The organism is Shewanella sp. UCD-FRSSP16_17, assembly GCF_001675935.1.
Taxonomy (GTDB): Bacteria; Pseudomonadota; Gammaproteobacteria; order Enterobacterales; family Shewanellaceae; genus Shewanella; species Shewanella japonica.
Genome location: NZ_LZFV01000048.1, coordinates 23,996 through 49,714, shown reverse-complemented (window position 1 = coordinate 49,714; position 25,719 = coordinate 23,996). Strand labels below are relative to the sequence as shown.

Here is a 25,719-nt window from a genome sequence, read left to right as displayed (position 1 = left end):
GGCTAACCCTTTGCTGGAAATGCGGGTGAAACACAAGCTTTAACCAAAAACTCGTAACCATAACGACTAGCTTTTGCGTCAGTGGGGGTAATTTCTAAAATCTCATAGTCATTTAACTCAATCACTTTACTATTCAATTGAGACTCACAGCGAGAAAATTGATTGCCCTCAAAATAATAAATAAAATTGGCAATCGTCATTCTTACCATCAAGCGATAACTCTCTCGAATAATATCGTAACGTCGCTCAGCCGCTTCATCTGCTCCAACACTCAAACGCTTCACTTCGTTTTGCTGCACTTGTTTAATTGATTGTTGTACCGCATCCTCAATCACCTTTTGAGTGCTCGATGCGATATCTGGAGGAGTATCTTCGTTAGAAGTTGCAGTCACAGAATCAGGAACAGAAACAGGTGCAGGCTCAGTAGAGCTAAGGTTTTCTGTGTCATTATTCTCAGCAGCTAAAGTTGTTTCAGCCTCTCCCTCAGCCTTACCTTCGACAATTTTCGCACCAACGGCTGAGAGCTTTTGCAAACCCGCATCAATATCTTCAGGTTTTTCACCTGTTTCCTCTTCTAACAATTTGATCATTTTTGCTCTGGGATCACTACTTTCAAAGGTGTTTTCAATATCACTTAATAAATACAGGTTAGCTAACACCACATACGCCAATATCATTCGTAGCAATATCGTGCGTTTTCGATAATGCTCACTATTAGTAAAACGTATTGATTTAACGCCAAGCAAGCTAAGTACTGGCATCAATACAAAATAAATTGGGATGACAGCTTGCAGCAGCATTAAGGCGACGCCGCTCACCAATACGAACCATACTGGCATATACAGCAAAATCACTAAGTTGTGGGTATAGGTTAAATGATCCGCATCAACACCTGAAACTTCATTAACGACAGAGGCTGCCCACACTAACGAAAAGTTAGCGATAATGGCGTAAAACAGCAGCAGAAAGGCTTTCCCTGCCAAGCTATGCCAAGTCTTAGAGAACAAGGGCCAAAACTCAATCATCATTGCAATCATGGCAATGATCCCCACCATAGTCACACCTTCAGTGGTAAACATTAATATGAAGGCAATGAAGTACAGCTTTTGCGCCACTGTTAACTTATTGATGATGGATTTGAGATAGCCCAATATTGCGCTTGGCAAACTTGCGAATGTGATTCCCGGTTTATACAAAAGCTGCATAAGGCGAGGATAATTTATTGATTTCAATCGATGCATTCCATAGCAAAACATTGTTTAACATCATCAAAACATATTGCTCTTTTGATAGCAAAATATTCCCAGCTTGTTGAAGCCTTCATTGCCTGTTACTCTGAATAAAAATCAAACAAGCGTTTAACTTTAAAAGGGACAGCCAATACAATGGAACAGTTTATTCAGCAGCATTCAATTATCACTGAAATTCCAGTGGCATGGGGCGAAATGGACGCATTAAACCATGTCAATAACGTGGTGTATTTTCGATACTTCGAAACCGCAAGAATCGATTTTTTCAGCCAAATTAATATGATGGACGATCTTGCTAAGACATCCATAGGCCCAGTACTCAGCGAGACTCATGCTCGCTATAAACGCCCAGTCACCTTTCCAGACACCTTGCTAGTCAGTGTCAGCATCAGTGATATTCAACAAGATCGTTTTGTCATGCATTACCGTATTTTCAGTAAAGCGCAACAAGCAGTGACAACAACAGGAACGGCTAACGTAGTGATGTTTAACTTTAAAACAGGTCAAAAAGCCACTTTAACGCCTGAGCTATTAGATGCCCTCAAGCAGCACGCTGAACCGAGCAAATAGCTATTGGGTAGTTATTGGATAGTTATTGGGTACTTATCGAGTAATCATCGAGTAAGGCTTCAATCGTCACCGAATAAATTGCGAAGAAAAGCCGCATAACATCACTGTTAATGCGGCTCTTTAAATTTGATTCAACTTGCTTTAGCTATAACAACCCAACACTGTAATTGCTCAAGCTTTGTGCTGCCACGATATTGACTAGTGACACATGATAACGAGAAATCAAATCTACAATTGCGTTATCACTCGCCCGTTAAGGCTGCAAGCTGCGCCTTAACCTCATCCGACATTGGTTGACTCTTTTCCGTCTGATAGTTGTAATGCACCATGGTGGTTTTCGCTTCTGCAGTTTGGCGGCCATTTTGCCAACAGCTTTGTGCAATTTCAAAACTACTGTTACCCACTCGGCTAATGTGAGTCTTGACTGTCACGTCAGCGCCATAAAAAGTCGGCGCATTAAAGACAATATTAAACCCCGCAATAATCATGTTCCACTTAGATAAATCTTGCCCCGGGTTAACAATATCAAACACAGGATCACGTGCGGCCTCAAACCACACTGGAATGACGGTATTATTGATATGCCCTAAGGCATCGGTTTCACAAAATCGTGGGGTAAGGTTTAGGCTAAACTGGGTGTCTGACACAGAGGAAGTCCTTTTATTATTGTTATTATCTCGCCAGCAATAGCTTAAGCTACCACACCAACAGAGTCACCCTTAAATATCATCAAAAAAATCTTTATTACGAATGTACTTATGCATGTAATGAAAGGCAAACGGCGACACTATCCAGCTTACAAAGCTCATCAAAAAGCGTTTTATCGGCGGCGTATTTTCATAAATACGTTCGTTATGCAGCCAGAGCATTTTACCCACATGAAAGAAAATACCCGGAAGAGGCGGCAAAAAAGTCACTACGTCGATATCACAGCAAATACGATAAGTACGCCGTTGTAATAAATACGCTTTTTGGAAACTCTTAAAACCAGGAGAAGGCTGGCCAAAGGTCACCACACGTTTAATTGAGTTCGGGTATAAGCGCTCTAATCTGTCAGCGGCTAAAATTGCCATTGAGCCGCCTGAAGAGTGCCCTGTCAGGGATATTCTTTTACCCGCTACAATCAATGGGTATAACACCATCTGCAGTTGAGAAAACAAACTGATATTGGGATCGTAATGCGGCGGGATCGGATTGGTTTTTTGCTCTAATAAATAATCATATCCAGCATGGACATTATACTTAGTATCAGCAAACTGTTTGGCTTTAGGCCAGCACTGGCAGTTTATCAGCCACTCATTCATGGTTTGAGAACCGCGAAATACCACCAGCACTTCTTTTTTATCTTCACGCCACAAAATACGTGCGCAAACGTTACCCCAGCGATTGGCAATTTCACGATAATGCTCATGAGAAAAACCTAGCTTTTCAGGCGAAAAGTCATCTCGATAAGTGACTTTGCATAGCACAGCATAACGTTCATATTGATAGCGTTTCAGTTTTTTCAAAGTAGCAGGTTCAGTTAGGCAAACTGAATTGAGGATAAAGCCCTTTTATGACACTACTGTGATGCTATTTACTCGAGCGTTAACCGACTGTTTGATATGGCTGTCTAATCACTGTTTTCCAATTCTCGGGCGCTGCACGGCGAATATCGGATAAATATATCTCGTGATGTTTCCCTGACAACTGAAGCCCAGCTGACTCAATAAAATCATGTACTTTAGCCACGGTTGGGCCTTCTTCAGAAAAGGGGCCAACATGCAGAATTTGCGCGCATTGCCCTTCACTAAAGGATTCATATCGCACCAGTTCAATCGCCGCTAATGACTTTTTCTGCTTCACTTGGCTTATTGCTTCAATCACTAGTTTTTTATCCACAAGCTCTGGCTGCATGATCATCATAGTCCATTGCCAGTTATGTTTATTATCATTGATAAAGTCATCCATGTCGTCAGCCCACCACAAGCCTTCAAGCGGAAGCACGCCATAATCAATCGCAGTCGCTCCTTTTTTGATAATAAACTTAATCGTATAAGCAACCGAGTACAGAGCTTCAATGGCTTGCTGATATTGCTCACTCCCAGGTTCGCCTTTGCCATCGACCATCAAATAATACATAGACGGCACATCCACTGTCGCCACTTGCTTTTTAGAAGGAAGATAAAGGTGTTTTAACTGTTTTTTATAATCTACTTTTTCCATTATCCACTCTAAATAAGTACGATTCATACGTCCATTATGACGCTCAAGGTTATTCAATACCAAGAATGATTTTTAAAATAGCGCCATAAAAAAGGACACCCTGAGGTGCCCTTAAATTCAATCAATCATCAACATTTATAATAAAGTTTAATGAATACACATATCACTTAGTATGAAGTGCCATACATGGCGTTAATTTCAGTTTCATACTTTGAGTAAATCTTCTTACGGCGTAGCTTCATGGTTGGAGTAATTAAACCCGACTCCATCGAAAAGGCTTCTGGCAGTAAGGTAAATTTCTTAATTTTCTCAAATCCCGCTAGCTCGTGTTGTAGCTCTTTCAAACGTTGCTCAAAATGCTCTACCACTTGGCTATGGCGTAACAGCTCTATTGGGTTTTCAAACTTAATCTCATGTTCTTTAGCCCAAGATTCAAGTGACTCAAACGCAGGTACAATTAACGCCGATACATAGTTACGGGCATCAGCTACAATCGCCACTTGTTCGATGAACGGGCAACAGCTCACTTTACCTTCAACACGTTGCGGTGCGATGTATTTACCGTTCGAGGTTTTCATCAGCTCTTTAATGCGATCGGTAATGTATAGGTTACCTTCAGCATCTAACATGCCAGCATCACCGGTTTTTAACCAACCATCTTCAAACGCTTCTTCAGTATCTTGTGGACGGTTAAAGTAACCACGCATCACAGTGTCACCACGTACTAAAATTTCGTTATTAGCACCGATTTTCACTTCCATAGCACTCAGTGGTTTACCGTTTGAACCTGATACACGGTTATCAAGGGTATTACACGTCACGGTGGCACAGGTTTCTGTCATGCCGTAGCCACACAAGATTGGCACACCAATACTGTGGAAAAAGCCGCCAACATTGACATCTAATGCTGCGCCGCCAACTGGCATAAACTTAAGACGACCGCCTAATACATTCTGTAATTTGCTGAATACTAATTTGTTGGCCAGCTTCCATTGCACAGATAATGCGGCGCTGGCTTTTTTACGGCCTTGATTAACTTCAAACTGGCGTGAACCCACACCAATAGCCCAGTTAAATAGTTTTTGACGTATTGCTGGTGCACTGTTCACTTTGTCGTGCACAGCGCTATACACTTTTTCTAAGAAGCGCGGCACGACACATAAAGTGTGTGGGCGAACTTCTGCAATCGCTTCTTTAACGCGGTTAGTGTCAGCAAGATAGACATTATGACCACCACGACACAATACATAGAAACTCCAACCACGTTCAAACACATGGCTAAGTGGCAAGAATGCCAATGAGACATCACCTGCTTTAAAAGCGATTTCTGTATCGTGTTGTTCGATCATCGAGGCAATATTACGATAATCCAGCATCACACCTTTAGGATCGCCAGTCGTACCAGAGGTATAAATAAGGGTGAGTAAGTCATCAAGATTGGTTTGCGATAAACGCAGCTCAAGTTCAGCTTCGCTTGCAGGCGTTGTCTCTGCAATCAGGATATCGTCAAAATGGAAATGCTCATCTGAGGCTAGCTTAACATTGCTGTCAAACACCACGACATGCTCAACAGTTGGACATTGTGCTTGGATTTTACATGCTGTTGCGTATTGACTCTCATCACCTGCAAAAATGACTTTAGCGCGGGCATCATTAACGATGAAAACAGCTTGTTCCATTGGGCTTGTTGGGTAAACAGGCACGACTACGTTTCGTGCTTTAAGTGCGCCAATATCTGCACATGTCCATTGTGGGCTGTTTTGCGCCACAATAACCACTTTGTCTTGGGCTTGCAGACCGAAATCAATTAACAGCTGTGCCACTTTATTAGTAATAGTATCAAATTGGCTCCATGAAACTTTGTTCCAAGGGGCTGCCATCTCAAATCCTTCGAGTGCGATGTTATCTTCTAATGCTGTGCTTTGCTGCTGTAGAAGTCTGACTAAATGAAATTGTTCGAGAGACATTAATAATTACCTTTTAGCTTACAAGTGTTCCGCTTTTTGGCATTCTACTTTAAGCCATACAGAAAAATAAGAGTTTTTAGTCTAAATTAGCGTCAATTCACAGATTATCGCTACATTTTACAAACTGGCAACACCATTTTTCCATAGTTTGCGTTTGCTGATAACGAGTAAAAGGCCCATTAACAGCAGTAACCCGAGATCTCCCCAGTAATAGCTGGCAGTTATCATGCCTTGTTCTCGCAAGTCCACTAACGAGGTAGAAAGCCAAACTGAATGAACAATCACAATCAGCATGGTTAAACTAATTTGTAATACTGAGCGGCTCATAGCGCCCAATGCTAATGCCATACCTGAAGCCCAAATCGTGCTGGCGACGATATGTAAGCCTGCCAATAAGGTCATCTGTGCATTAAATAATGCCGACACGAATGTGATGACAGTAATGATACTCAGCACAATGGCCAATAAATGAAGCTGTGATTTAAAAAATTGATCAACTAATCCACGTTTTCCGCTAAAGGTCGGTAGCATAAATAAGGTTTCAGCTGCGCGCCAACGTTGCACACGTGTCCAGTGAATTAAACTGCACACCATAATCAACATTTGCGATAACACCATAATCACAGGGACTTCTGCATCAAAATAAGCTGACAGTAAAATAGCGATAATGCTTAATATCGGTAATACCAGCAGTAACATCCCTAGCATAGGACCAATAAAATAACTGGCGGGGTGCAAAAACTGGGTTAATTTTATAAACCAGCGATTCCGCCCTGCAATAGGGCCGATCATCCAACCGGTTTCTAACCCATTTAAGTAAATACTGCGGGCATGAGGGTTCCAACTAAAGCGTTGCAGTTTTCTATAAATTAATGCCCCTAATACCACTGGCAATAACGCTAAGAAGTGGCCAACCTCAACAGGTAAAGAGGCTATTACCTCAGGTAAGATAGGCAGAAAAAGAAAAACAAAAACGGAAAAGTTAAAGCGTTGAGGTCGATTCAAACACGCAAGAATAAAACCCATTCCAACGCTAAAATAAGCTAACAAAAAGCCAATATTGAGTGGCTGCGGGCTAAGCAATAAAACACTGATACAAGTTAACATCATCACGATAAACACGAGTGCGGCTTGCTGTTTTACTCGTTGGTAATATCCAGGAATTAACACGCCTTGCTCATTGGCCGACAGTTTGATGAACTGCCAGGCAATTGCCACTGAAATAGACAAAATACACATGCCTAGAGCAATACTAATTACGTCAATTTGTTCAGGTTTACTAATGATTGCCAGTACAGCAAGACCGATCCCCAATAGCGCTACCAGCAAAAAACTTACACTACCAAAATCACGACACCACAATGAATAAAATCCATTAAGGCACTGTTTTACGCCGATGGATTCAGGTGATCGTTTTGTCGGGTTCACATGGGAATGATTCATCGATGTAATTCCATGAATAATTGATCCAAATTTAATGAGCTAACTTGAGTTGAACCGGGTATTTCAAGTTGATTTTCATTATCCACCAGCACCTGTTGTTGATGACGGTTTAATACTTTAACCCCTTGCGGCAGCGTTTGGTTTTCGCCTAGCTGGACTAAACTCACCTCTTCACGCAACGCATCAATTTCTTTAAATAGCACCAACTCACCGCGTTTAATCAATGCAACATGACTTGCCACTCGCTCTATATCTGAGGTGATATGAGATGAAAATAACACAGCAGAACCTGACTCTAAGGCCAATTCGAATAAATCCCCCATGAATTGACGACGTACAATGGGATCTAAACTCGCTACTGGTTCATCGAGCATAAGCAATTGCGGACGGTAAGCCATTGCCATAATCAAGGCTAATGATTGGCGCTGCCCAACCGAGAGCTTTTGCACTTGTTGTTTAGGGTCAAGGCCAAATCGCTCAAGCCATTCTGTTTGTAAACGTTTATCCCATTGCGGATAAAAGCTACTGTGTAACTCTAACGCGCTCGCAATCGTAAAACCTTCGTAACCAAATGGTTGCTGAGGTACGTAGCCAATTTTAGCTTTCGCTTGAATAGATAGGGATGCAGCAGACTCGCCTAAAGTTGAAATACTACCAGACTCAATATCAACAATGCCTAATGCAGCACGCATTAACGTCGATTTACCCGCACCATTTTGACCTAATAAGCCTACGACCATGCCAGCTGACAAGCTAAAACTTAACTGTTTAAGCACCACATTATCGTCAAAACACTTGTCGACTTGGTTGAACTCTAAAATTGCCTCAGTACTGATATCCATTTAACGTATTCCTTGTTAACTTACTGCTGTTATGGCTTTTTTATTATTGTTTCCACTGAGTTGCCACTAACGCTTGCAACTCCTCAAGGCTGATACCTAATTGCTTTGCTTGATTGATTAGATCAAGTGCTTGGGGGACAAGTAATTGCGGACCCGACGTGTCATCGTTAGATTGCCTATTCGCGACTCGAGTAGGTTGCCCACGACGACGCTCGAGCCAACCTTGCTCTACTAATTGTTGAATCGCTCGTGACACTGTCATTGGATTAACCGCTAGGTGCTCAGCAAGTTGTCTCACCGAAGGCAACACTTGGTCCACTTGTAATTGGCCACCCACAATTAACCGTACAATTTGCTCATGCAATTGTCGGTAAATGGGTTCGCCACTACTGGGGTTGACTTTTATTAGTTCTAGCATTAGCCTTTACTTACTGTATTAATACATTGATACACCGATACACTAATGTTAAGTTACCACAATCATCCTGAAATGCAAAAAGGAAAGATGTAATGAACATCGGAAAAGTTATGTTGCAAGGAACCTATAACAAGGTAAGCAATGCCCGTTGGCTGACAACAAAATCAAAGCTGATAAGCGCCGTTCAAGTTGGTTTACTGTCTATGATGAGCTTATCTGCTGCGGCAGATGAAAGCACTGTTGCTATTGAACAAGCACCACTTTCAGCGTGTTATGTTGATGGTTTATCAGAGCAAGTGCAGTGCGGCTCATTATTAGTGGCTGAAAATCCAGCCAAGCCTGATGGCAAGAAAATCACCGTTCATTACGCTGTATTACCAGCGATTAAACCCAGCTTTAAAAAACAAGCCATGCTTGCCATTGCTGGCGGACCAGGACAATCAGCCATTGAAAATGCCGCAGGGTTTGACCGCGTACTGGCTAAAGTCCGTCAAGATCGCGACATTTTATTGATTGACCAACGTGGGACTGGGCAATCTAATATCTTGGCCTGTGATGATGACGATATGTCAGTGCTATCGTTTAATGATGACGATATGGACTATGTGAAAGACACTCAAGCCTGCTTAGATAAAATAGATGCTGATGTCACGCAATATGGCAGCTTAACGGCGTTAACTGACTTTGAAGCTATTCGCCAACACTTAGGTTATGAAAAACTGCATTTATATGGTGTATCGTACGGTACCCGTATGGCGCAGCTATATATGCGTGAACATCCAAATGCGATCGCCACCGTGACTTTAGATGGTGTTGTACCAATGCAGCAAAGTGTTATCGCTATTGGTGAAGCCATCGATAGAGGCTACGGCCTTCTCTTTAAAGACTGCCAGCAAAACAGTTTATGCGGTCAGCAATTTCCGGATCTTGAACAAGATTTTATCTCTGTCGATAACCAGTTAGCCAAATCCCCAGTCAAGACACAAGTACGCGATCCACAAACTGATGAGCTAACCAGCTTTTTGCTGACTCGAGGTAAATTTAACGGTGCGATTAGAATGGCACTATACATGCCCAACATTCGCTCGTTAACGCCCCATGCAATTCATCAAGCCGCTTTAGGGAACTACCAACCCATATTAGGCATTTACACCTTAACCTCAGATAGCACAGGTATCGCCATGGGAATGCACGCCTCTGTGGTTTGTGGCGAAGACATTCATCGCATCACAACAAGCATGCGCGAACAAGCACAAGACTCTTACATGGGACGCACCATGATAGAAGGACTAGAGGCAACGTGCAGCGTATGGAATATGCCGCAAGTCGATAACAGCTTTAGCGATGCTATCGCAAGTGACATTCCTACCCTCTTGCTTTCAGGTGAACTAGATCCTGCAACGCCACCAAGCTGGGGCGATATGGCCACAGAAAAACTCACTAATGCTAAACATTTTGTCTCAGAATTTGCGACCCATGGCGTGGCTTATCAAAGCTGCGGTAACGATCTCATCGCAGATTTAGTGAGCAGTGGCTCGATAGATAACATTGACGGTAAATGCTTAGAAAAGGATGTCCGTAGAAGTTTTTATTTAAATGCCAACTCAGTTGAAACCCTTTCAGCTGCCGCTGAGGAAGAATAATCATGATTACTGTATCGAATTTATCGAAAAAAATTGGCGACGTACAAGCACTGGATAACCTCAGCTTTAGTGCTCATGACGGTCATATTACTGGACTACTTGGCCCAAATGGCGCGGGTAAAACCACCTGTCTACGAACAGTGTTTGGGTTATTAGCGGCAGATGAAGGCCACGCCGAAATCGATGGTATTGATGTTGCCAAAGAGCCAACAAAAGCCAAAGCACAATTAGGCTTATTCCCAGACCCATTTGGTTTATATGAGCGATTATCGCCAAGAGAATACATTAGCTACTTTGCCGAACTCAGCGGCATGTCAAAGGCTGATGCTAAACAAGCAACAGCCAATGTCATCGCGCAATTAAAACTCGAAGATATTGCCGACCGTCGATGTAAAGGTTTCTCACAAGGGCAACGCATGAAAACTGCATTAGCCCAAGCGATAGTGCACCAGCCAACCAACATCATTTTAGACGAGCCAACACGTGGCTTAGATGTCATGAGTACCAGGTTACTGCGAGATATTTTGATTGAGCTTAAAAAAGCAGGCCATTGCGTGTTGTTTTCAAGCCATGTGATGCAAGAAGTGGCCGCTTTATGTGACCAAGTCATCGTGATGGCTAACGGTAAAGTGGTTGCCACAGGCAGCCCAGAGGAGCTTTGCCAACAAACGGGTGAAACCTCACTGGAAGAAGCCTTTATTAAACTCATCGGTACTGACGAAGGAATCGCAGCCTAATGAAAACAGTTATAGCAATGGTTCGCAAAGAACTCATCGACGCAATGCGTGACAAACGCTCAGTAATGGCAGGTCTATATTATGCCATCGGTACCCCGCTGTTAATGTGCGGCATGTTTATGGTGTTGATTGGGCAACTATCGACCCCTGAAGATCTTAATATCAAGATCACCAATGCCGACAACGCGCCTGATCTAGTCCGATTCTTAAATAATCGCGGCATTAACGCTTCAACTGACGAAGGGGTTGCAGCTAAAGATGTCAAAGATATCGAGCTCATCATCAGTGACGATTATGCAGCACACATGGCGAAAGCAAAGCCTGCTGAGATCACCTTAATCGCCGATAACTCAAATGAAAAGCTACAGCAATCCATTCGCAGAGTTGAAAACCAACTGCAAGCCTACAGCGGTGAAATGGGCAGCTTACGCCTCATTGCACGTGGGATTAACCCCGCTGTTGTGCAGCCAATTAAAGTGGTAGTAGAAGATCAAGCAACGCCAGACTCTAAAGGCGGCTTTATTTTAGGCATTGCCATTTTCACCATGATTTATTCGGTGTTTATCTCAGGCATGAACTTGGCTATTGATACCAGTGCGGGCGAACGTGAGCGTAATTCATTAGCACTGCTGTTAAGCCACCCTATTAGTACGCGCCAATTAGTACTAGGTAAAATCATTGCAGTCACCTGCTTTGCATTGCTGGGCTTATTGCTGATTTTAATCGTTTCTAAATTTGCCTACACCTTTGTGCCCTGGCAAGAGCTTGGCTTTAGCGTAAATATTTCGCCAGACTTTATGGGGCTAATGCTATTTATTGGCATTCCACTCGCCATTATGGCGGCAACATTACAATTGTTTGTGTCATTTATGGCCAAAACATTTAAAGAGGCTCAGTCCTATCTCACCATGGTACTGTTTGTGCCGCTCGCCTTATCAATGGCAGCGAGCTACAACATTGCACCCGATGTACTGGAATGGTTACCTGTTTCAGGCCAGCAGCAAGCCCTAATGGCCTTTATTAAAGGTCGTGAAATCCCAATGCTGCAATTACTGGTGTCATCTGCAGCCACACTGGTACTGTCAATTGCACTTGCATTAGGACTAGAAAAACTGCTGAAAAGCGAGAAAGTAGTATTTGGTTTGTAAACGTTAATGGCATGCATGGGCAAGGTTGAATACCAAGCATGCTCATCATGCTAATACCTATCGGGATAAATAAGTGATCATTCTTATGCTGATTGGTATAAACCCTCATATAGGAAGGAGTCTGTTATGGAACAAGAATACGCCATTGTAGCTTTAGTCATTGTGATTACTGTTGGCACCACAGCGACTGAGATTTTTAAGCAGTATATGAAATCAAAAAGCGCTAATAAGTCAGGTCATCAGGCTGAAGAAATGAAGTTACTGCGACAACAAAACAATGAACTCAAGCAGCGAATTGCCACTCTTGAGAAAATTGTCACTGAGCCAGAGTATGATTTAAAGCAGCAAATTAACTCACTTTAATTAGCACTTAAAGCCCAAAAAGTATCGCTAGCAGCAGGTATGAGTATTAAATTTTTGTCGATAAGCACGCGGGCTTAACGTGGTGAGTTGGATGAATAGTTTTCTAAATGAGCTAACATCCTCATACCCGACCCGCTCGACAATTTGCTCAATGGCCAATTCTGTTGTTTCTAGTAATCTTTTTGCTTCATCTACTCGAAGGCGCTGCATATAGCTCGCTGGCGTTTCATTCACGGCTTTTTTAAAGCGCCTAATCAACGTGCGTTTGCCTACGGCAAATTTATCTGCAATATCATCTAGCAGCCAATGCCGGCTCAAATCAGCCTGCATCCAACGCTGTACGTTATGTATTAATTCGTCTTTATGCTGTTCAGGATTAATCGCCATTGTCATAAAGGGTTGTTGAGAGCAGCGATTAGGATCGATCAGCAATATTTTCGCTATCTGCTGCGCCATTTGTTCACCTGCTAAAATCGAAATAAGATGCAGCGCTAAGCTTAAATTGGAAGTTGTCGCACCTGCGGTATGTATATGGCCATCAGACACCACCAATGAATCCATACATAACTGCACATCTTTAAAGTTGCGCTCAAACATCTCGCTAAGCCACCAAACCGTTGTTGCGCGCCTTTGGTTTAATAAGCCAGATGCAGCAAGCAATAATGTTGCTGAACAATAAGCAGCAACGGGCTTTTCAGCAGCCGAAAAGCGCGATAGTGGTGCTATTAAAGGTTCAAAATCGGTTAAAAATGCTTGAAATTCAGTTCGGTTAGTCACAAATGCAGAGGCGAGTATGACGGCATCAGCCTGCAAAATATCATCAGGATGCGCTAGCCCTTTGGCGGGCACTTCAAAACCTTGATTGGTTTTTACATTATGACCGTCAGCTGAGATGACATGACAGTGAAATAAGTCTTGTTTGGCATCTTGATTTATACGGCGCCAATAACTATTACAAAAACTAAATACATCAAGAAAGCTCACCAGGCCACTCGCCACTACGTTACCCGCCGCTAAAATATAAATTGTTTTCATTACGCCCCCCAGAATGTCACTTTTGACTTTATATTTGTCAATAATGACACTTAAAATCGATTTGTCTAGTTTTTATACTGTTAATCACAGTGAGTCATTAGCAGTAAGGACACAAGTCATGAAAAAAATCAGCCAGCATATAATTATTAGTCTCAGTTATCTCGCTGTCAGTTGGGGGTTATTACTGTCATTGAACTTCAATACGGCGCCCAATGTATTTACCCATCTGATAGCGATTCCCTTTCTCACCATATTTACTGGCTATAGCGCCCACTTAATCTTTAGGAAAGGGCTGTAATCGTTATTGAAAGCCCATAAAAAAGCGCATTGCAGGCTAACATCCCGCAATACGCTTAATAATGATGACTACAAGATGAGTAATCTAGATAAGCTGAAATCGGCTTAAAAAGTTATTTTGCTTTCGGTCTGAATGGCTTAATCACAGACTCGTCACACTCTAAGAATGGACCATCCATTAAATCAATGCAGTATGGAATGGCTGGGAATACCGCATCTAAACATTCACGAATTGATTTTGGCTTGCCAGGTAAGTTAACAATCAGCGAGTCTCCACGTAAACCTGCTGTTTGACGAGATAAAATAGCTGTAGGCACAAACTTTAATGATTCAGCGCGCATTAGCTCGCCAAAGCCTGGCATCATGCGATCACATACTGCTTCTGTCGCTTCAGGTGTCACATCACGCTTCGCAGGACCTGTTCCGCCGGTGGTCACAATCAGACTACAATTTTGTTCGTCAGCCATTTCAATCAATGTGGCTTCAATCACTGCAGTTTCGTCAGGAATAACCTTATAAACAGGCTCCCACTCTGATGTTAAATATTCATTTAGCACATCAATAATGGCTTTTCCCGATAAATCTTCATACACACCTGCACTTGCACGGTCACTTACCGTAACAATACCGATTTTAGCTTTGGTCATGACGAGGTCCTTAAACTTGATCATTAAAATTACTGTAAGACTAAATGGATTTTTAGACTTTAGATGCGGCTAAAATACCACAATTTTATCGCTGAAGCGGAGAGATTGATCAAGAGTTACAGCGATGAAAGCTATAAACGGCTGGCAAACCAATATCTGGGTTTCCAATACACATTATCCATACTCGAGATCATCACGCCTTTTTTAGTCGAAACATGCAAAAAACGATGTCCACTTAAATACACACCAACATGGCGACCTGAACCTGTGGTTTTAAAAAAGACTAAGTCACCGCTTTGAAGATCACGCTTATTAATGCGTGTACCAAGGTGAGTTTGCCCTTGTACTGTGCGTGGCAAACTTGGGCCGACGAGATCTTGATAAGCCACATACACTAACCCTGAACAATCTAACCCTTTTTTAGTCAGCCCACCTAAGCGATAAGGTGTCCCTTGCCATTGCTGATGAAACTGCAGCAGTCGTGCTTCATTCCATAAGCGTTCATCAGCTTTGGGAATGTCAGTTGATGCTTGAGTGCCTGACGGCAAAGGCGAATCGACTTGAGCAGCACATGCGGTCAGGAAAAAGCATACAAATGTGATAACGGCTCTTAATACCATACATTCATTTCCATCTAGTTTATCGCCTTATATCAGCATAACTATTTGTACAAACCATTTAGGTTAGTCTAATTGTAATTGATTCAAATGAAATCTTATAAAACTCGCTACGAATATCTCGCACCTAAACACTACAGCTGAACAAAAAAACAGCAAAATTAACACACAAACTGTCAACAACATGGTTACAACAATACATACAACAATACATACAACAATCTCAATTGTATTCCCTATCTTGCTGAATAATATAGTATTTAAGTATTATACTTAGCTAATAATACCCCTAAAGAGGTAAACTGTGAGTTGCATTCGATTTAGCACCATAGTGATGTGATAACTTCGCAAAAGATGAATAACTCAAACGCTTGGTAAAACTCATGGAAAAACAATTATCAAGGCTAGATTACTTTACGCTTAAAGTTCTGATTGGCCTATTTGAATATAAAAATGGTAGCGTTGTAGCTGAAAAACTCAACAGCACCCAGCCAAAGGTGAGCCGTGCACTCAGCACAATGCGAGAAGTTATTCATAATGAATTGTTTATTCGCCAGCAATACGGTCTTCAACCAAACGCCATGGCTGAACGTTTATACCCTTTAGCCAAAAATATCATCAGTGCATACGATGATATGGCTACGGCCGCAAAGACCCAGCCTGAAAATGATCTCGTACTCCATATCAGCGCTCCCGAGCAAATGTCGATGTTTCTTTTAGAATCGATTGATAAAACCAGCGAGATGTTAGGCGTTAGTCATATCGTTGATATCCACCCATGGACAGAAAGTGCTGAACAAAAAATTGCACAAGGAAAAATAGACTATGCTATTTCTTCTTTTCCTTTTAGCCATGACAATATAATCAATAATAAGTTGGGTGATATTGAGTTCTGGTTTTTAGCGGTACGTAAAGGGCATCCAATCCTACAGCAGCCAATAACCCTTGAAAGTATTCTTAAGAATCGCCTAGTATTCATCCACAATGGCCCCACATCAGCGCTTACTGAAATCGTGAGTCGTTGTAGTGAAATCACTCACTTGAAAGCAGACATCAGTTTGATCACATCAAGCCTTGTCATGGCATTTGAACGTGTCGTTAACTCAGATGATATTTGCTGGGCTCCTTCGGTCTTCCCATTTGAATTAAGTAAACAAAGAGATGACATTGAGCTCATTGATATGACCGAGTTCTACTATACTCACCTTCAAACCTCCGCAAATATCGTTGCCCCCTGTCATTACTTACAATGTCATGAAGCTAAAACATCAGAGTTCACTGCGTTATTAATAGAAAACATGACCGATAATTTGAAAAAATATCAACAAGCGTATCGAAATATGAATAACAGTGATATTAATAATGATGAAGTGACAAGTAATGAAATAATTGCTGCGGAATAAAAACAAATAAGAATCAATAACAATTAGATTCTATTAATTTTTATAAAGTTAAAAATAATAAAGCCACTCAATATTAATTGAGTGGCTTTATTATTCAGTTTTATATGAACAATTAGTGAAGCGCTGAATGTACCAAACCTTGAATTTTTTCAGTTAACCATTGCAAGTTAGCTTCATGATTATTTTTATTATAAATCATATATAGCGTCGGTACTTTTACTTCCATATATAATCTATCAGATTCAACTTCAGCTAAACGACATGCGTGTAAACCTGGCGTTGTATTGATCATGTTATATATCGAGCTATATGGTAGTAAAGCAACCGCATTAGTTTGTCTTAAATACTCAAATAAACTGGAAACACCATTTAAATCCATTTCAGTATTAAGCGGTATTTTTCTACGATAACAATACTCTTGAAAAGCACTCATTCTCTGTTCTGCATCACCAACATTACTATTAACGTAAGGGTATTTCGCAATTGACTCTAAGGTTATTTCTTCTTTTAGAATTGGGTGTTTCTCATCACAAATTAAAAATAGCTTATTCAATTTCTTTAACGGTAATACAGCTAAATTATCATCTATGCTTTCCAAATTATCTATTGCTTTGCTACAACAGATACCAATATCAATATCCCCAGAGACAATATGATCAAGTGAAGACTTATTCCATGCAGAGATATTAAAATTGACATCTTTTCCTGCATCTCTAATGGACGTAAGCAACATCTTAGGAAAAGGAAAAGAAACAAGATCTGGCGCAACAATCTCAAAGTTATGAATATTATCAGCTATCGCCTCACCATTCAGCTGCTGCAGGCTGTTTGAACATTCAAGTATCTGCTTAGCAATCGGATAAACTTTGCCTGCAAACTCATTAGGCACCAAGCCATATTTTTTGCGAATAAAAAGCTCATTACCAAAAATTTCTCGTGCATGCTTAAGGCAACGACTTATCTTGGGTGCTGGCACATTCAATTTATTAGATACAAATGTCGCAGACTTGTTCTCATACAGATTAACTAGAATATTGATACTCAATAAATCTAGGTCACTATAACTAATATCTCTCATCTAAATACCTCCCAATGATAAGTTCATTTTAATAATACCCAATTTAAATTTATTTTTGTTATTTTATTTTAATTGTTTTATGAAAATGTTTGCTATGTCACTTATTTGGTTATACAGAAAATGAATAATAAATATTTAAATATCGGAATACTAAAAAACATAACACCTTTTTATATATAAAAATCTATAAACAGTGAAATAAAAACTTCACAAAAGCCACCAACCCCTTGTGACTGCTACTTTTAAATAAAGTAAAATCTCAACAAACAGAATAACAAACAAGCTAATTTCGAAAATCAAAATATCACATTTAAATATTCAAAAGTCGCAATTCAAAATATACCTTTTAAAATTTGTAAAATCTAAATAATAATAAACAAACTCAAATTTGATATTTAAATATAAAAATAACCATCCAATTATTTAATTGATTTAAATCAATGTTTATAAACCCTCACAAGGAAATACTGAATGTGCTTTAAAAATAAATTTAATAATCAATGAAAGTTTGGAGGCGTTTATGAACACATCAGTCATATTAAGCTATGCTTTTGTCTACTTTGTATTATTCCTTGTTGTTCCTTTTGTTCTAGTAACATTTACAATGACATGTATAAAGTTTTTCAAAACCAGCAATGTAGAGAATGTGGGCGTTAATATTAAATTGAATCCTGAAAAAATTGCGAATAAACCCGTTGGTTTTTTCAATAAGCTCAATTCAATTGCTAAAGGTAAATATAATATTTTATACGGTACTACGATGGATAATATTGTAGATATTGATAAAACAGACAAGCCAGAAGATGCTCACAAGCATCTACAACATTGTCACCTCGATTATGTTGTCGTCGATGATAACTCAGCAGTCAAACTGGTGATTACAGATCCTCAACACAACACACCTGAAAATAATGAGTTCATCGACCATTCATTAGCAGAGGTTGGTATTAAAGTGATTCACTTAGCTAAAAACCAACAATGTGATGAATCATTAATTCGCAACTCTCTCGCAGCTTAGTGCTATCGAGTGCTGAAGCTAGGCTTCAGCACTCAAATCCCTATTAGACGTTACTGTATCACTGAATTATGTGAGGGCTCATTATGTCCAGAATTTCAAAAATCACCCTTCCCTTGTTGACCTCTATTTTGATGGTGGTACTCGGTTTTACCACGCCTGTCGCCAAGGCTGACACCCCTGAATTTAAAATGAATCAAAATCGCCAATGCATCATGTGCCATAAGAAAAACGGCAACATGTATGGCATGCATGCAAATGACGCATTAGGTCAAACCTGCCAGGACTGTCATGGCGAGAAAGGTAAGCATCCACGAGGCGAATCAGAACTCATTGGTTTTGGTGAAAACTCCCCCGCTACAGCAGCACAACAAACAGCTGCCTGTATGGCTTGTCACGGTCAAGAAGAATTAGCCGCTGCAGATTGGACCCACAATGTCCATTCTAACAAGGTTAACTGCGCCGACTGTCACCAACTGCATCCAGAAGTTGATCCAATTATTGGCATAACTGAAAGCAAGCGCATCGCATCATGTGTTAGCTGTCATGAAAGCAAATAATTAGGAGGATAAAACGATGAAAAAAGAAAGAAGACTATTTTTAAAAGGAGCATGTGTTGCAGCCGTTGGCGCTGCAGGCGCATCTGGCCTAAGTATCGCCCACTCTGGCGGTCAAAAAGAAGATAACAGCACAAATTGCAAATATGCCCTTATTCATGATGAAAACAAATGTATTGGTTGCGACGCTTGTTCCGTCGCTTGTCGTGAAACCAACAATGTACCAGAAGGGGTTAGCCGTTTAGATATTGAGCGCGAAGGGCCTTTTGGTGAATATCCCAATCAATTTTATCGTTTCACCCGTAAGTCCTGTCAGCAATGTGAAGGCAAACCATGCGTTAACGTTTGCCCAACGGGCGCTGCCTACCATGATCCTAAAACTGGCATTGTCAGCGTTGATGAATGGAAATGTGTTGGTTGCTTGTATTGCATCGCTGCTTGTCCATATCAAATTCGCTTTATTAACCCCGTCACTAAAGCCGCTGATAAATGTGACTTCTGTAAGGAGACCCGCTTAAAAGAAGGTCGCCTACCAGCATGTGTTGAAGCTTGCCCAACAAAAGCGCTCACCTTTGGTGACCTTAAAGATCCACATTCACAAGTGGTTGAAGTCCTTAAAACGACGCCTAACTACCGAAGTAAAACCGAACTGGGTACACGCCCTAAAGTGTTCCGTATTGCTTCCCAAGAGGGAGAAATCAAGTTATGAGCCCATTCCATTTTGACAGCCTCATTTGGCACTGGCCAATCGCCATTTACTTATTTTTAGCAGGGATCTCTGCTGGGGCAATTTGTTTTGCAGTATTACTAAAGCACTTCAAATTGGGTAAAAACGCTTATAAGTCTAGCTTTGTAAGAGCTGCATGTCTTATTGCTCCTCTTGCAGTATTTGCTGGCCTTGGGATCCTGGTCGTTGACTTAACCAAGCCGTTTGATTTCTGGAAAATTTTGGTTTTCTACAACCCAACTTCAGTGATGTCAGTGGGCGTTGCTGTACTGATGGTTTATCAAGTGGCTTTATTCTCATGGTTGGCTTGTTTATTCCAAGAGCCTATCCGTCATTGGTGTAATGACCGTTGGCCTATCGTCGATAAAGTGCTGGATATTTTGTTAAAGATGGAAGCAACGATTACAGGGTTACTTGTCATCTTGGCACTATCATTAGGCGCCTACACAGGCTTCTTACTGTCAGCATTAACCACATTCCCAATGCTGAATAACCCTGTACTACCAATGCTGTTCTTAATCTCGGGTATCTCTTCTGGCGCGGCAGGCACATTGCTAGGTGGCGTATTAATGAAAGGCAACCCTGATGGTAAAGAAGTGCACTTTATCCATAACATTGAGATCCCACTTATCCTGCTTGAACTCGCTTTATTATTTACCTTCTTCGTAGGGTTAATTTTAACCGGTGGTCAAAGTCAGGTTGCTGCACTCAATGCCATTGGTGAAGGTTTTTGGGGCTGGGTGTTCTGGGCAGGGATTGTCGTTGTCGGTCTAGCTATGCCGCTTGCATTTAACCTATTTATGACAGCATCAGCAAAAYGCAAATTCTCTTATGTCGCCATCACAGCAAGTTGTAGCCTATTCGGTGTCCTCTTGCTTCGTAATTTCATTCTTTATACCGGTCAAATGACCGTAGCTTAATCATTATTTAGGAGTTAACCATGCTTAAAGTTTTAGGACTATCGATTTTACTGAGCTTCTCTGGTGCTGCATTTGCTGAATCAATTGCAGACACTCATACGGACATGGCTGGATGTGAAGCTTGCCACATGGATGGTGAACCATCAGCAGATATGGCGTATGAAAACCAAACCTGTATCGATTGTCACGGTGGATTAGATAGTATTGATGGTGAAATTCATCAACAACATGATGGCGTTTTAGATTGTGGAACCTGTCATATCGTGCATGAAGTTCAAGATCCAAACGATACTTGTGCTGACTGTCATTAGCATATAAAGCGCTTCGTCGAACCATTCACGAAGCGCATTAATTAAACCACCAGCAAACAATGTCACTGTTAAGAAATCGTATCATTAAGCTTTTTAAAAGTGACTGTTCAGTCTTACCCAAAGCACTGAAAGTGATTAATAGCCATGTAATTGGCTAATCCATCGAAGAAATGACTTTAGCCATTTCGTCGTATTAACAAGGAAGTCATTGGGCAGGATGCCATTTTACTTGTATCTATTGCACGTTAACTAAGTACTTTGCCGAAAGGTATTGCCCCTTATGCAAAGTGAGTGCACCCAACCTCCAAATGGGTTCGCCACCCTTTAAAGGGTGGCTTTTTTAGCGATTGGCCTATATTTCCCTATTATTCTGGAAACACTTCTAAGGTCAAATAAAGGCTAAAGTGCTTCACATCTATATCTGCTGCATCTGGAGCATTAACATGGGTTTCTGCAATTAATAAGTAAAAACCTGCTTGGCTTGGGGTAAAACTAATATCACCATTTTGGCTCACATCCAAAATTTGCTCATCTCGGTCATTACGGTGACGTGTTCCGGCTTTAATCAATTTCACTTTAGTGTTTGTCGTTAAAGGTTTTCCATTAAAAAGCAATTGAAACTGTGCAGTTTCATTAGCAAATAAATCATTCGGGTGGTTTTTTTTACTCACGATTTCAACGCCAGTCCCAGTAGGCGCAATCGCCTGTTGAGTCACACTGTTTAACGTCACAAACGTTTCTACCCTTGATGCTGTTGTTCGACGAACCACCTTTGTTGCTCCGGCAGGAATTTCAGGTGACGGCCCCCATAAACGAGCAGGCTGACCTTCAGCGTTAACAAAGGTAGTCATAAACACATCCGGTTGTACCAAGCCGACACGATACGTCCCCTCATGAGCTAAGGTCACATCAGCAACAGACATACGTGAATACGCCGCCCATTGTGTGTCTAATGACACCTTGCCATCTGGCGCGATCACCGTGTATTCAAGGTTTGCAAAATATTCTTTTAGCTCACCGACATCTCGTCCTGAACCACTGTCGCCCAATGGTCTATCAGGGTGAAAAATATCATTAGAAATACTCGCCAATACGGTAATAGATTGAGGTGCTTCACCTGATAACAAGGTATGAGACGGCAGAATAAACCGTTCGTGTGCCGTGCTAGTAAATACGGCAAATACACTTGCTATCACCACGACTGCACGTGAAATAAGCTTAACGTTAACTGACATATTGATCTTCCTATTTGATAAGTAATGTAACTGTGCCTAGCTCTTGTTTTCCTTCAAGAACCAACTGCTCTTGTTTGTTACTGGGGTATGAAAACGTTTGGCGTAAATATTCGCGACTCCCTTGCTCTCTGACTGACTCAACGTGTAATACATAATCGCCTGCTGGCAGCATTGCTCCAGTTCCCAATCGACCATCCCAATGAATGCTATACACTCCCGGCTTACGCGTAGCGCCACTCACGGCTTGATAATCAGGTGAACCACTACGACCTATTTTTCGCCACCACTGGCGTAAGTCTTTAAACCAGTCAGCTTGTTGTCGCCAAAAAGCCAATGTATGCACTCCCTGACGCTGCGGAGTTTCAATCCAGATCGCCACATACGGTTTATGGTATGGCGCAGCTTTTATATCTGGAATCTCAACCGACACCGTAAACTCCTGAGCTTGCAGCCAAGTGGGTGTCATTAATAAACCGATAAGTAACAACAACGCGATCTGTAGCCGCACCATGAGTTTTGTTGCATTATTTTTCATTGAATTTCTCCTTGTTGCGATTACCTTGGCACCGCTATCAAATACACCACTAAAGGTGTAATGCTGCCCAATGCCACCACCATTAATCCCATGCGGCGGTGTTTGGCGTTTTGAAGCAAAATAATCAACCCTGTAATCGAAAACAGTAAAATCAGCCCTGCGGACACATCAATCACCACAGACCACACATTGCCGCTATGCCTGCCTTTATGCAGGTCATTCACTAACCCCAGTAAGCCTTGGCTACTGTGTTCAATTTCAATGAGTTGGTCATCAAGTAACACGGTGACAAAGGCATAACCTGCAGGCAAAGGGTAGTCAAAGGTGATTTCGCCCATGTCCACCAGCACATCAATACTGCGTGGAGAAGCCAGTGCCGTTTTTTGTTCGATATAGGCTTGCAGCGCGTTAAGCGGATACTCTCCTTCAAACTGAGCAAATTGCACAGGTAAAGGTAAGCTTTGGATTTCGCTTGTGGCTTGAGCAGTCCAAGAGGGGTGATTAAGGGTAATCCCCGTAAGGCTAAAAAAGACTAACAGGGAAAATAAAGTGCATGACACATAAATGTGTAACCAGCGGCAAAAGCTAAAAAAGCGTTTTGCTTTTGCCGTACGTAGCCATGAAGTTGCCATTAGAATTGATATGACACCGTGGCCTTAATATTACGGCCAGGTTCAAAATCTTGCAGATACAACTCGCCAAATCGAGGATGGAAAGACACCCCTGTACGAGAAGATTGCGAAGCATAATATTCATCAAATAAGTTATCGACACCTGCAATAATGGTTAACCCTTCAACCGCTGCAATATCCCATCTGGCATTGATGTTATGCACGGTATAACCTTGCTTACTGTTATCAAGACTTGCACCGTCTAAATCAAGTCCAGCAGGCACGTCATCGGCATAAAGCAGTTCCCAATTAAACGACAACCCCATGTCATCCAATGCATAACCTAAGGTTGCACTGACAGTATCACCTTGTTGTCTATCTAATCGTGCTCCGTCTAATTCACTATATTGTTCAAACGCCTGTAATTCACTTTCAGCACTTGAGTAGGTTACCGAGCCTGAAAAACCACCATTGAGATAATTAATGTAGGCCTCATAACCTTCAATATCCATATCGCCGATATTGTCTTTCCAATAACGACCTCCAGAAGTAGCAGGTGCTGTAGCATAATCGTAGATGTAGTCATTGATTTCGGTTTTAAATACGGTTGCCCCTAGGGAAATATTATCATCACCAAATGCTTCAAATTGATATGCAAAAGCTAGCTCATAGTTAACCCCAGTTTCGGCTTCAATGTCTTGATTGGTGGTGTCATATAAACCTGCGCCGACAAACACTTCACCAATTTCAGGCCCCTTAAATAACTCTGTAGCACTGACATTAAACACTAAATCATCAGTAGGCTGAATGGCTAACGCTAACGCCCATGCAGTATTATCAAAGTCGTTATCAACGACCTTAGAATCCACTGAATATTGGTCATAACGTAAGCCAGGGATCAAACTGATGTAATCGTTAAAGGCAATTCGATCTTGAACAAAAATAGCAATGTTTGACGATTCTTCAGCAGACTCATCCGTGCTAGCAGTGTATCGAGCAGAGTAATCTGTATCATGTTTCACATAATCAAAACCATAAGTAAAGTCATGCTCCCACAGAGCTGTCAGCGTGGTTTCACCTAATAAGTTTATGCCTTGATTCTTTGCCTCTCCGGTGACAATCGCAGCCCACCCTGCGTAATCAGGATTATCCGCATAGCCCGTTTCATCACGCCACAGCTCGCTGGTATTGGAGTATGCTGCCGCTTTTATCAAGCTTGACGCCAAACTTAGCTCGTAATTAAGCGCCAAGGTGTCACGCGTAAATTTCGTCGGCCAAAGCAGTGGCACATTTAATGACTCGGTAATAGCGATATCAGTTGCAAGCCCCATATCAGGGCGGTAGCTGTAGTCACCTTCGTCGGTGTACTTTTCATAACTAAGTTGAATACGCTGATTATCGCTCGGCTCCCAGCCGAACTTAATTAGTGCATCATCAAGTTCGCCCTCAAGCCCTCTTACCGTGCCGTCGGTACCTTCAATGACATCGCCATTTGAATCGGTAATTTCTCCGCCACCCACTTCGTAATTTTCACGATTGACCAAATTGTAATAACCAAGAAAATCAACACTGTCAGTCATCAAACCATAAGCTGTGGCTGAGTAGGTTTGTCCAGAGTTATCGCCAGCCCCCACTTGCACGCGTCCACCAAATCGTTCACCCGATTGCAATAAGTCACGTGCTTGTTTGGTTTCAAATCTTACCGAACCACCTAAGCCACCGTTAATGACTGAATTGTTACCCACATCGATATCAACTGACTTCAAAATATCAGCGTGAATTTGCAAGTTACCCATGTGGTGATACATGTAGTTATTTTGCTTAGCACCATCAATCGATATGTCTAAGTCTTTATCATCCATGCTACGAATCGTAATACGCTGATTTAATGAATGTGCTCCGCCAACATCCACACCAGGAATGCTGCGTAATAAGTCACTGATATGATCAGCCTGTTTACTGGCAATGGCTTCTTCTTTTAAATACATAGAAGAGGCATTTACAGTGGTACTCCATACTGTCACACGTTCTATTTCAGTGTCTTCAGACTCAGCCGAAAATACCGCTGAAGAAGTAAGCACTGTAACAACAGCTAAGCTTGTCGAACTTATTTTAAAGCGCTTGGGTAACATAACGATTCCTTGT

At 41.5% G+C, this 25,719-nt stretch carries 27 protein-coding genes; 11 read left to right on the top strand and 16 right to left on the bottom strand.

Annotated features, from left to right (window positions below; genetic code table 11):
* Window positions 1-2 precede the first annotated feature (2 nt).
* Complete coding sequence (locus A9267_RS19960; protein ID WP_065110495.1) at window positions 3-1,232, bottom strand: hypothetical protein; 1,230 nt, start codon at window positions 1,230-1,232, stop codon at window positions 3-5.
* Window positions 1,233-1,385: 153 nt separating this feature from the next.
* On the opposite strand from A9267_RS19960, the gene A9267_RS19955 reads away from it, so the two are divergent.
* Window positions 1,386-1,820, top strand: a complete 435-nt coding sequence (locus A9267_RS19955) for an acyl-CoA thioesterase (protein ID WP_065110494.1) — start codon at window positions 1,386-1,388, stop codon at window positions 1,818-1,820.
* A gap of 242 nt (window positions 1,821-2,062) precedes the next feature.
* Here A9267_RS19955 and A9267_RS19950 read toward each other — a convergent pair whose 3' ends face one another.
* From A9267_RS19950 to A9267_RS19920, 7 genes are all read right to left on the bottom strand, one after another.
* Window positions 2,063-2,467 carry an acyl-CoA thioesterase gene (locus tag A9267_RS19950; protein ID WP_065110493.1) on the bottom strand — a complete coding sequence of 135 codons (405 nt, stop codon included), beginning with the start codon at window positions 2,465-2,467 and terminating at the stop codon, window positions 2,063-2,065.
* A gap of 72 nt (window positions 2,468-2,539) precedes the next feature.
* Window positions 2,540-3,328 (bottom strand): lipase family protein, encoded by a 789-nt coding sequence (locus A9267_RS19945; RefSeq protein ID WP_055024136.1) that lies wholly within the window; start codon window positions 3,326-3,328, stop codon window positions 2,540-2,542.
* 79 nt (window positions 3,329-3,407) lie between these two features.
* The gene (locus A9267_RS19940; protein WP_065110492.1) at window positions 3,408-4,025 is read right to left on the bottom strand and encodes a GyrI-like domain-containing protein; all 618 of its coding nucleotides are present in this window, start codon (window positions 4,023-4,025) and stop codon (window positions 3,408-3,410) included.
* 167 nt (window positions 4,026-4,192) lie between these two features.
* Window positions 4,193-5,992, bottom strand: a complete 1,800-nt coding sequence (locus tag A9267_RS19935; RefSeq protein ID WP_065110491.1) for an AMP-dependent synthetase/ligase — start codon at window positions 5,990-5,992, stop codon at window positions 4,193-4,195.
* A 117-nt stretch (window positions 5,993-6,109) separates the two neighbouring features.
* Window positions 6,110-7,435, bottom strand: a complete 1,326-nt coding sequence (locus tag A9267_RS19930; protein WP_065110490.1) for a hypothetical protein — start codon at window positions 7,433-7,435, stop codon at window positions 6,110-6,112.
* Window positions 7,432-8,277 (bottom strand): ABC transporter ATP-binding protein, encoded by an 846-nt coding sequence (locus tag A9267_RS19925; RefSeq protein ID WP_065110489.1) that lies wholly within the window; start codon window positions 8,275-8,277, stop codon window positions 7,432-7,434. Before A9267_RS19925 ends, A9267_RS19930 begins: the two co-directional genes overlap by 4 nt.
* A gap of 43 nt (window positions 8,278-8,320) precedes the next feature.
* Window positions 8,321-8,695 carry a GntR family transcriptional regulator gene (locus A9267_RS19920; protein ID WP_055024132.1) on the bottom strand — a complete coding sequence of 125 codons (375 nt, stop codon included), beginning with the start codon at window positions 8,693-8,695 and terminating at the stop codon, window positions 8,321-8,323.
* A 92-nt stretch (window positions 8,696-8,787) separates the two neighbouring features.
* Here A9267_RS19920 and A9267_RS19915 point away from each other — a divergent pair, with 92 nt between their 5' ends.
* From A9267_RS19915 to A9267_RS19900, 4 genes are all read left to right on the top strand, one after another.
* Window positions 8,788-10,338, top strand: a complete 1,551-nt coding sequence (locus tag A9267_RS19915; RefSeq protein ID WP_443018814.1) for an alpha/beta hydrolase — start codon at window positions 8,788-8,790, stop codon at window positions 10,336-10,338.
* Window positions 10,339-10,340: 2 nt separating this feature from the next.
* The gene (locus tag A9267_RS19910) at window positions 10,341-11,075 is read left to right on the top strand and encodes an ABC transporter ATP-binding protein (protein WP_055024131.1); all 735 of its coding nucleotides are present in this window, start codon (window positions 10,341-10,343) and stop codon (window positions 11,073-11,075) included.
* The gene (locus A9267_RS19905; protein ID WP_065110488.1) at window positions 11,075-12,223 is read left to right on the top strand and encodes an ABC transporter permease; all 1,149 of its coding nucleotides are present in this window, start codon (window positions 11,075-11,077) and stop codon (window positions 12,221-12,223) included. The genes A9267_RS19910 and A9267_RS19905 overlap by 1 nt, the downstream gene beginning before the upstream one ends.
* A gap of 126 nt (window positions 12,224-12,349) precedes the next feature.
* Window positions 12,350-12,586: a hypothetical protein gene (locus tag A9267_RS19900; RefSeq protein ID WP_065110487.1), complete on the top strand. Its 237-nt coding sequence runs from the start codon at window positions 12,350-12,352 to the stop codon at window positions 12,584-12,586.
* Window positions 12,587-12,613: 27 nt separating this feature from the next.
* Here A9267_RS19900 and A9267_RS19895 read toward each other — a convergent pair whose 3' ends face one another.
* From A9267_RS19895 to A9267_RS19885, 3 genes are all read right to left on the bottom strand, one after another.
* Window positions 12,614-13,621, bottom strand: a complete 1,008-nt coding sequence (locus A9267_RS19895) for a GlxA family transcriptional regulator (RefSeq protein WP_065110486.1) — start codon at window positions 13,619-13,621, stop codon at window positions 12,614-12,616.
* Window positions 13,622-14,031: 410 nt separating this feature from the next.
* The gene (gene mog / locus A9267_RS19890) at window positions 14,032-14,565 is read right to left on the bottom strand and encodes a molybdopterin adenylyltransferase (RefSeq protein WP_055024127.1); all 534 of its coding nucleotides are present in this window, start codon (window positions 14,563-14,565) and stop codon (window positions 14,032-14,034) included.
* Between the two features lie 131 nt (window positions 14,566-14,696).
* Entirely contained in the window at window positions 14,697-15,185 is a 489-nt protein-coding gene (locus tag A9267_RS19885) for a C40 family peptidase (RefSeq protein WP_065110485.1), read from the bottom strand.
* A gap of 380 nt (window positions 15,186-15,565) precedes the next feature.
* On the opposite strand from A9267_RS19885, the gene A9267_RS19880 reads away from it, so the two are divergent.
* Window positions 15,566-16,585 (top strand): LysR family transcriptional regulator, encoded by a 1,020-nt coding sequence (locus tag A9267_RS19880; protein WP_065110484.1) that lies wholly within the window; start codon window positions 15,566-15,568, stop codon window positions 16,583-16,585.
* A 112-nt stretch (window positions 16,586-16,697) separates the two neighbouring features.
* Here A9267_RS19880 and A9267_RS19875 read toward each other — a convergent pair whose 3' ends face one another.
* Window positions 16,698-17,663, bottom strand: a complete 966-nt coding sequence (locus A9267_RS19875) for a LysR family transcriptional regulator (protein ID WP_055024124.1) — start codon at window positions 17,661-17,663, stop codon at window positions 16,698-16,700.
* Window positions 17,664-18,183: 520 nt separating this feature from the next.
* On the opposite strand from A9267_RS19875, the gene A9267_RS19870 reads away from it, so the two are divergent.
* The 5 genes from A9267_RS19870 to A9267_RS19850 all read left to right on the top strand — a co-directional run bounded on the left by A9267_RS19870 (window position 18,184) and on the right by A9267_RS19850 (window position 21,193).
* On the top strand, window positions 18,184-18,681 hold the full coding sequence (locus A9267_RS19870; RefSeq protein ID WP_055024123.1) for a DUF2726 domain-containing protein: 498 nt from the start codon (window positions 18,184-18,186) through the stop codon (window positions 18,679-18,681).
* A gap of 83 nt (window positions 18,682-18,764) precedes the next feature.
* The gene (locus A9267_RS19865; RefSeq protein WP_065110483.1) at window positions 18,765-19,238 is read left to right on the top strand and encodes a nitrite reductase; all 474 of its coding nucleotides are present in this window, start codon (window positions 18,765-18,767) and stop codon (window positions 19,236-19,238) included.
* A 16-nt stretch (window positions 19,239-19,254) separates the two neighbouring features.
* Entirely contained in the window at window positions 19,255-19,944 is a 690-nt protein-coding gene (locus A9267_RS19860) for a 4Fe-4S dicluster domain-containing protein (protein WP_065110482.1), read from the top strand.
* Window positions 19,941-20,882 (top strand): cytochrome c nitrite reductase subunit NrfD, encoded by a 942-nt coding sequence (gene nrfD / locus A9267_RS19855; protein WP_065110481.1) that lies wholly within the window; start codon window positions 19,941-19,943, stop codon window positions 20,880-20,882. Before A9267_RS19860 ends, nrfD begins: the two co-directional genes overlap by 4 nt.
* A 20-nt stretch (window positions 20,883-20,902) precedes the next feature.
* Window positions 20,903-21,193, top strand: a complete 291-nt coding sequence (locus A9267_RS19850; protein ID WP_055024119.1) for a cytochrome c3 family protein — start codon at window positions 20,903-20,905, stop codon at window positions 21,191-21,193.
* Window positions 21,194-21,558: 365 nt separating this feature from the next.
* On the opposite strand, the gene A9267_RS19845 is transcribed toward A9267_RS19850, so the two are convergent.
* The 4 genes from A9267_RS19845 to A9267_RS19830 are packed head-to-tail and all read right to left on the bottom strand — an operon-like array spanning window position 21,559 to window position 25,706.
* Complete coding sequence (locus A9267_RS19845; protein WP_065110480.1) at window positions 21,559-22,428, bottom strand: DUF4198 domain-containing protein; 870 nt, start codon at window positions 22,426-22,428, stop codon at window positions 21,559-21,561.
* Window positions 22,429-22,438: 10 nt separating this feature from the next.
* Window positions 22,439-22,963, bottom strand: a complete 525-nt coding sequence (locus tag A9267_RS19840; protein WP_082972475.1) for a DUF2271 domain-containing protein — start codon at window positions 22,961-22,963, stop codon at window positions 22,439-22,441.
* A gap of 20 nt (window positions 22,964-22,983) precedes the next feature.
* Window positions 22,984-23,595, bottom strand: a complete 612-nt coding sequence (locus tag A9267_RS19835; protein WP_065110479.1) for a PepSY-associated TM helix domain-containing protein — start codon at window positions 23,593-23,595, stop codon at window positions 22,984-22,986.
* Entirely contained in the window at window positions 23,595-25,706 is a 2,112-nt protein-coding gene (locus A9267_RS19830; RefSeq protein ID WP_065110478.1) for a TonB-dependent receptor domain-containing protein, read from the bottom strand. The genes A9267_RS19835 and A9267_RS19830 overlap by 1 nt, the downstream gene beginning before the upstream one ends.
* Window positions 25,707-25,719 lie beyond the last annotated feature (13 nt).

Bases quoted from the DNA above. Each gene is read 5' to 3' on its own strand.
- A9267_RS19835 (WP_065110479.1), bottom strand. From the start codon at position 23,595: ATGGCAACTTCATGGCTACGTACGGCAAAAGCAAAACGCTTTTTTAGC.
- A9267_RS19885 (WP_065110485.1), bottom strand. From the start codon at position 15,185: ATGGTATTAAGAGCCGTTATCACATTTGTATGCTTTTTCCTGACCGCA.
- A9267_RS19900 (WP_065110487.1), top strand. From the start codon at position 12,350: ATGGAACAAGAATACGCCATTGTAGCTTTAGTCATTGTGATTACTGTT.
- A9267_RS19830 (WP_065110478.1), bottom strand. From the start codon at position 25,706: ATGTTACCCAAGCGCTTTAAAATAAGTTCGACAAGCTTAGCTGTTGTT.
- A9267_RS19845 (WP_065110480.1), bottom strand. From the start codon at position 22,428: ATGTCAGTTAACGTTAAGCTTATTTCACGTGCAGTCGTGGTGATAGCA.
- A9267_RS19865 (WP_065110483.1), top strand. From the start codon at position 18,765: ATGTCCAGAATTTCAAAAATCACCCTTCCCTTGTTGACCTCTATTTTG.
- A9267_RS19910 (WP_055024131.1), top strand. From the start codon at position 10,341: ATGATTACTGTATCGAATTTATCGAAAAAAATTGGCGACGTACAAGCA.
- A9267_RS19935 (WP_065110491.1), bottom strand. From the start codon at position 5,992: ATGTCTCTCGAACAATTTCATTTAGTCAGACTTCTACAGCAGCAAAGC.
- A9267_RS19860 (WP_065110482.1), top strand. From the start codon at position 19,255: ATGAAAAAAGAAAGAAGACTATTTTTAAAAGGAGCATGTGTTGCAGCC.
- A9267_RS19880 (WP_065110484.1), top strand. From the start codon at position 15,566: ATGGAAAAACAATTATCAAGGCTAGATTACTTTACGCTTAAAGTTCTG.
- A9267_RS19925 (WP_065110489.1), bottom strand. From the start codon at position 8,277: ATGGATATCAGTACTGAGGCAATTTTAGAGTTCAACCAAGTCGACAAG.
- mog (WP_055024127.1), bottom strand. From the start codon at position 14,565: ATGACCAAAGCTAAAATCGGTATTGTTACGGTAAGTGACCGTGCAAGT.
- A9267_RS19930 (WP_065110490.1), bottom strand. From the start codon at position 7,435: ATGAATCATTCCCATGTGAACCCGACAAAACGATCACCTGAATCCATC.
- A9267_RS19870 (WP_055024123.1), top strand. From the start codon at position 18,184: ATGAACACATCAGTCATATTAAGCTATGCTTTTGTCTACTTTGTATTA.
- A9267_RS19905 (WP_065110488.1), top strand. From the start codon at position 11,075: ATGAAAACAGTTATAGCAATGGTTCGCAAAGAACTCATCGACGCAATG.
- A9267_RS19915 (WP_443018814.1), top strand. From the start codon at position 8,788: ATGAACATCGGAAAAGTTATGTTGCAAGGAACCTATAACAAGGTAAGC.
- A9267_RS19850 (WP_055024119.1), top strand. From the start codon at position 20,903: ATGCTTAAAGTTTTAGGACTATCGATTTTACTGAGCTTCTCTGGTGCT.
- A9267_RS19920 (WP_055024132.1), bottom strand. From the start codon at position 8,695: ATGCTAGAACTAATAAAAGTCAACCCCAGTAGTGGCGAACCCATTTAC.
- A9267_RS19840 (WP_082972475.1), bottom strand. From the start codon at position 22,963: ATGAAAAATAATGCAACAAAACTCATGGTGCGGCTACAGATCGCGTTG.
- A9267_RS19955 (WP_065110494.1), top strand. From the start codon at position 1,386: ATGGAACAGTTTATTCAGCAGCATTCAATTATCACTGAAATTCCAGTG.
- A9267_RS19895 (WP_065110486.1), bottom strand. From the start codon at position 13,621: ATGAAAACAATTTATATTTTAGCGGCGGGTAACGTAGTGGCGAGTGGC.
- A9267_RS19940 (WP_065110492.1), bottom strand. From the start codon at position 4,025: ATGGAAAAAGTAGATTATAAAAAACAGTTAAAACACCTTTATCTTCCT.
- A9267_RS19875 (WP_055024124.1), bottom strand. From the start codon at position 17,663: ATGAGAGATATTAGTTATAGTGACCTAGATTTATTGAGTATCAATATT.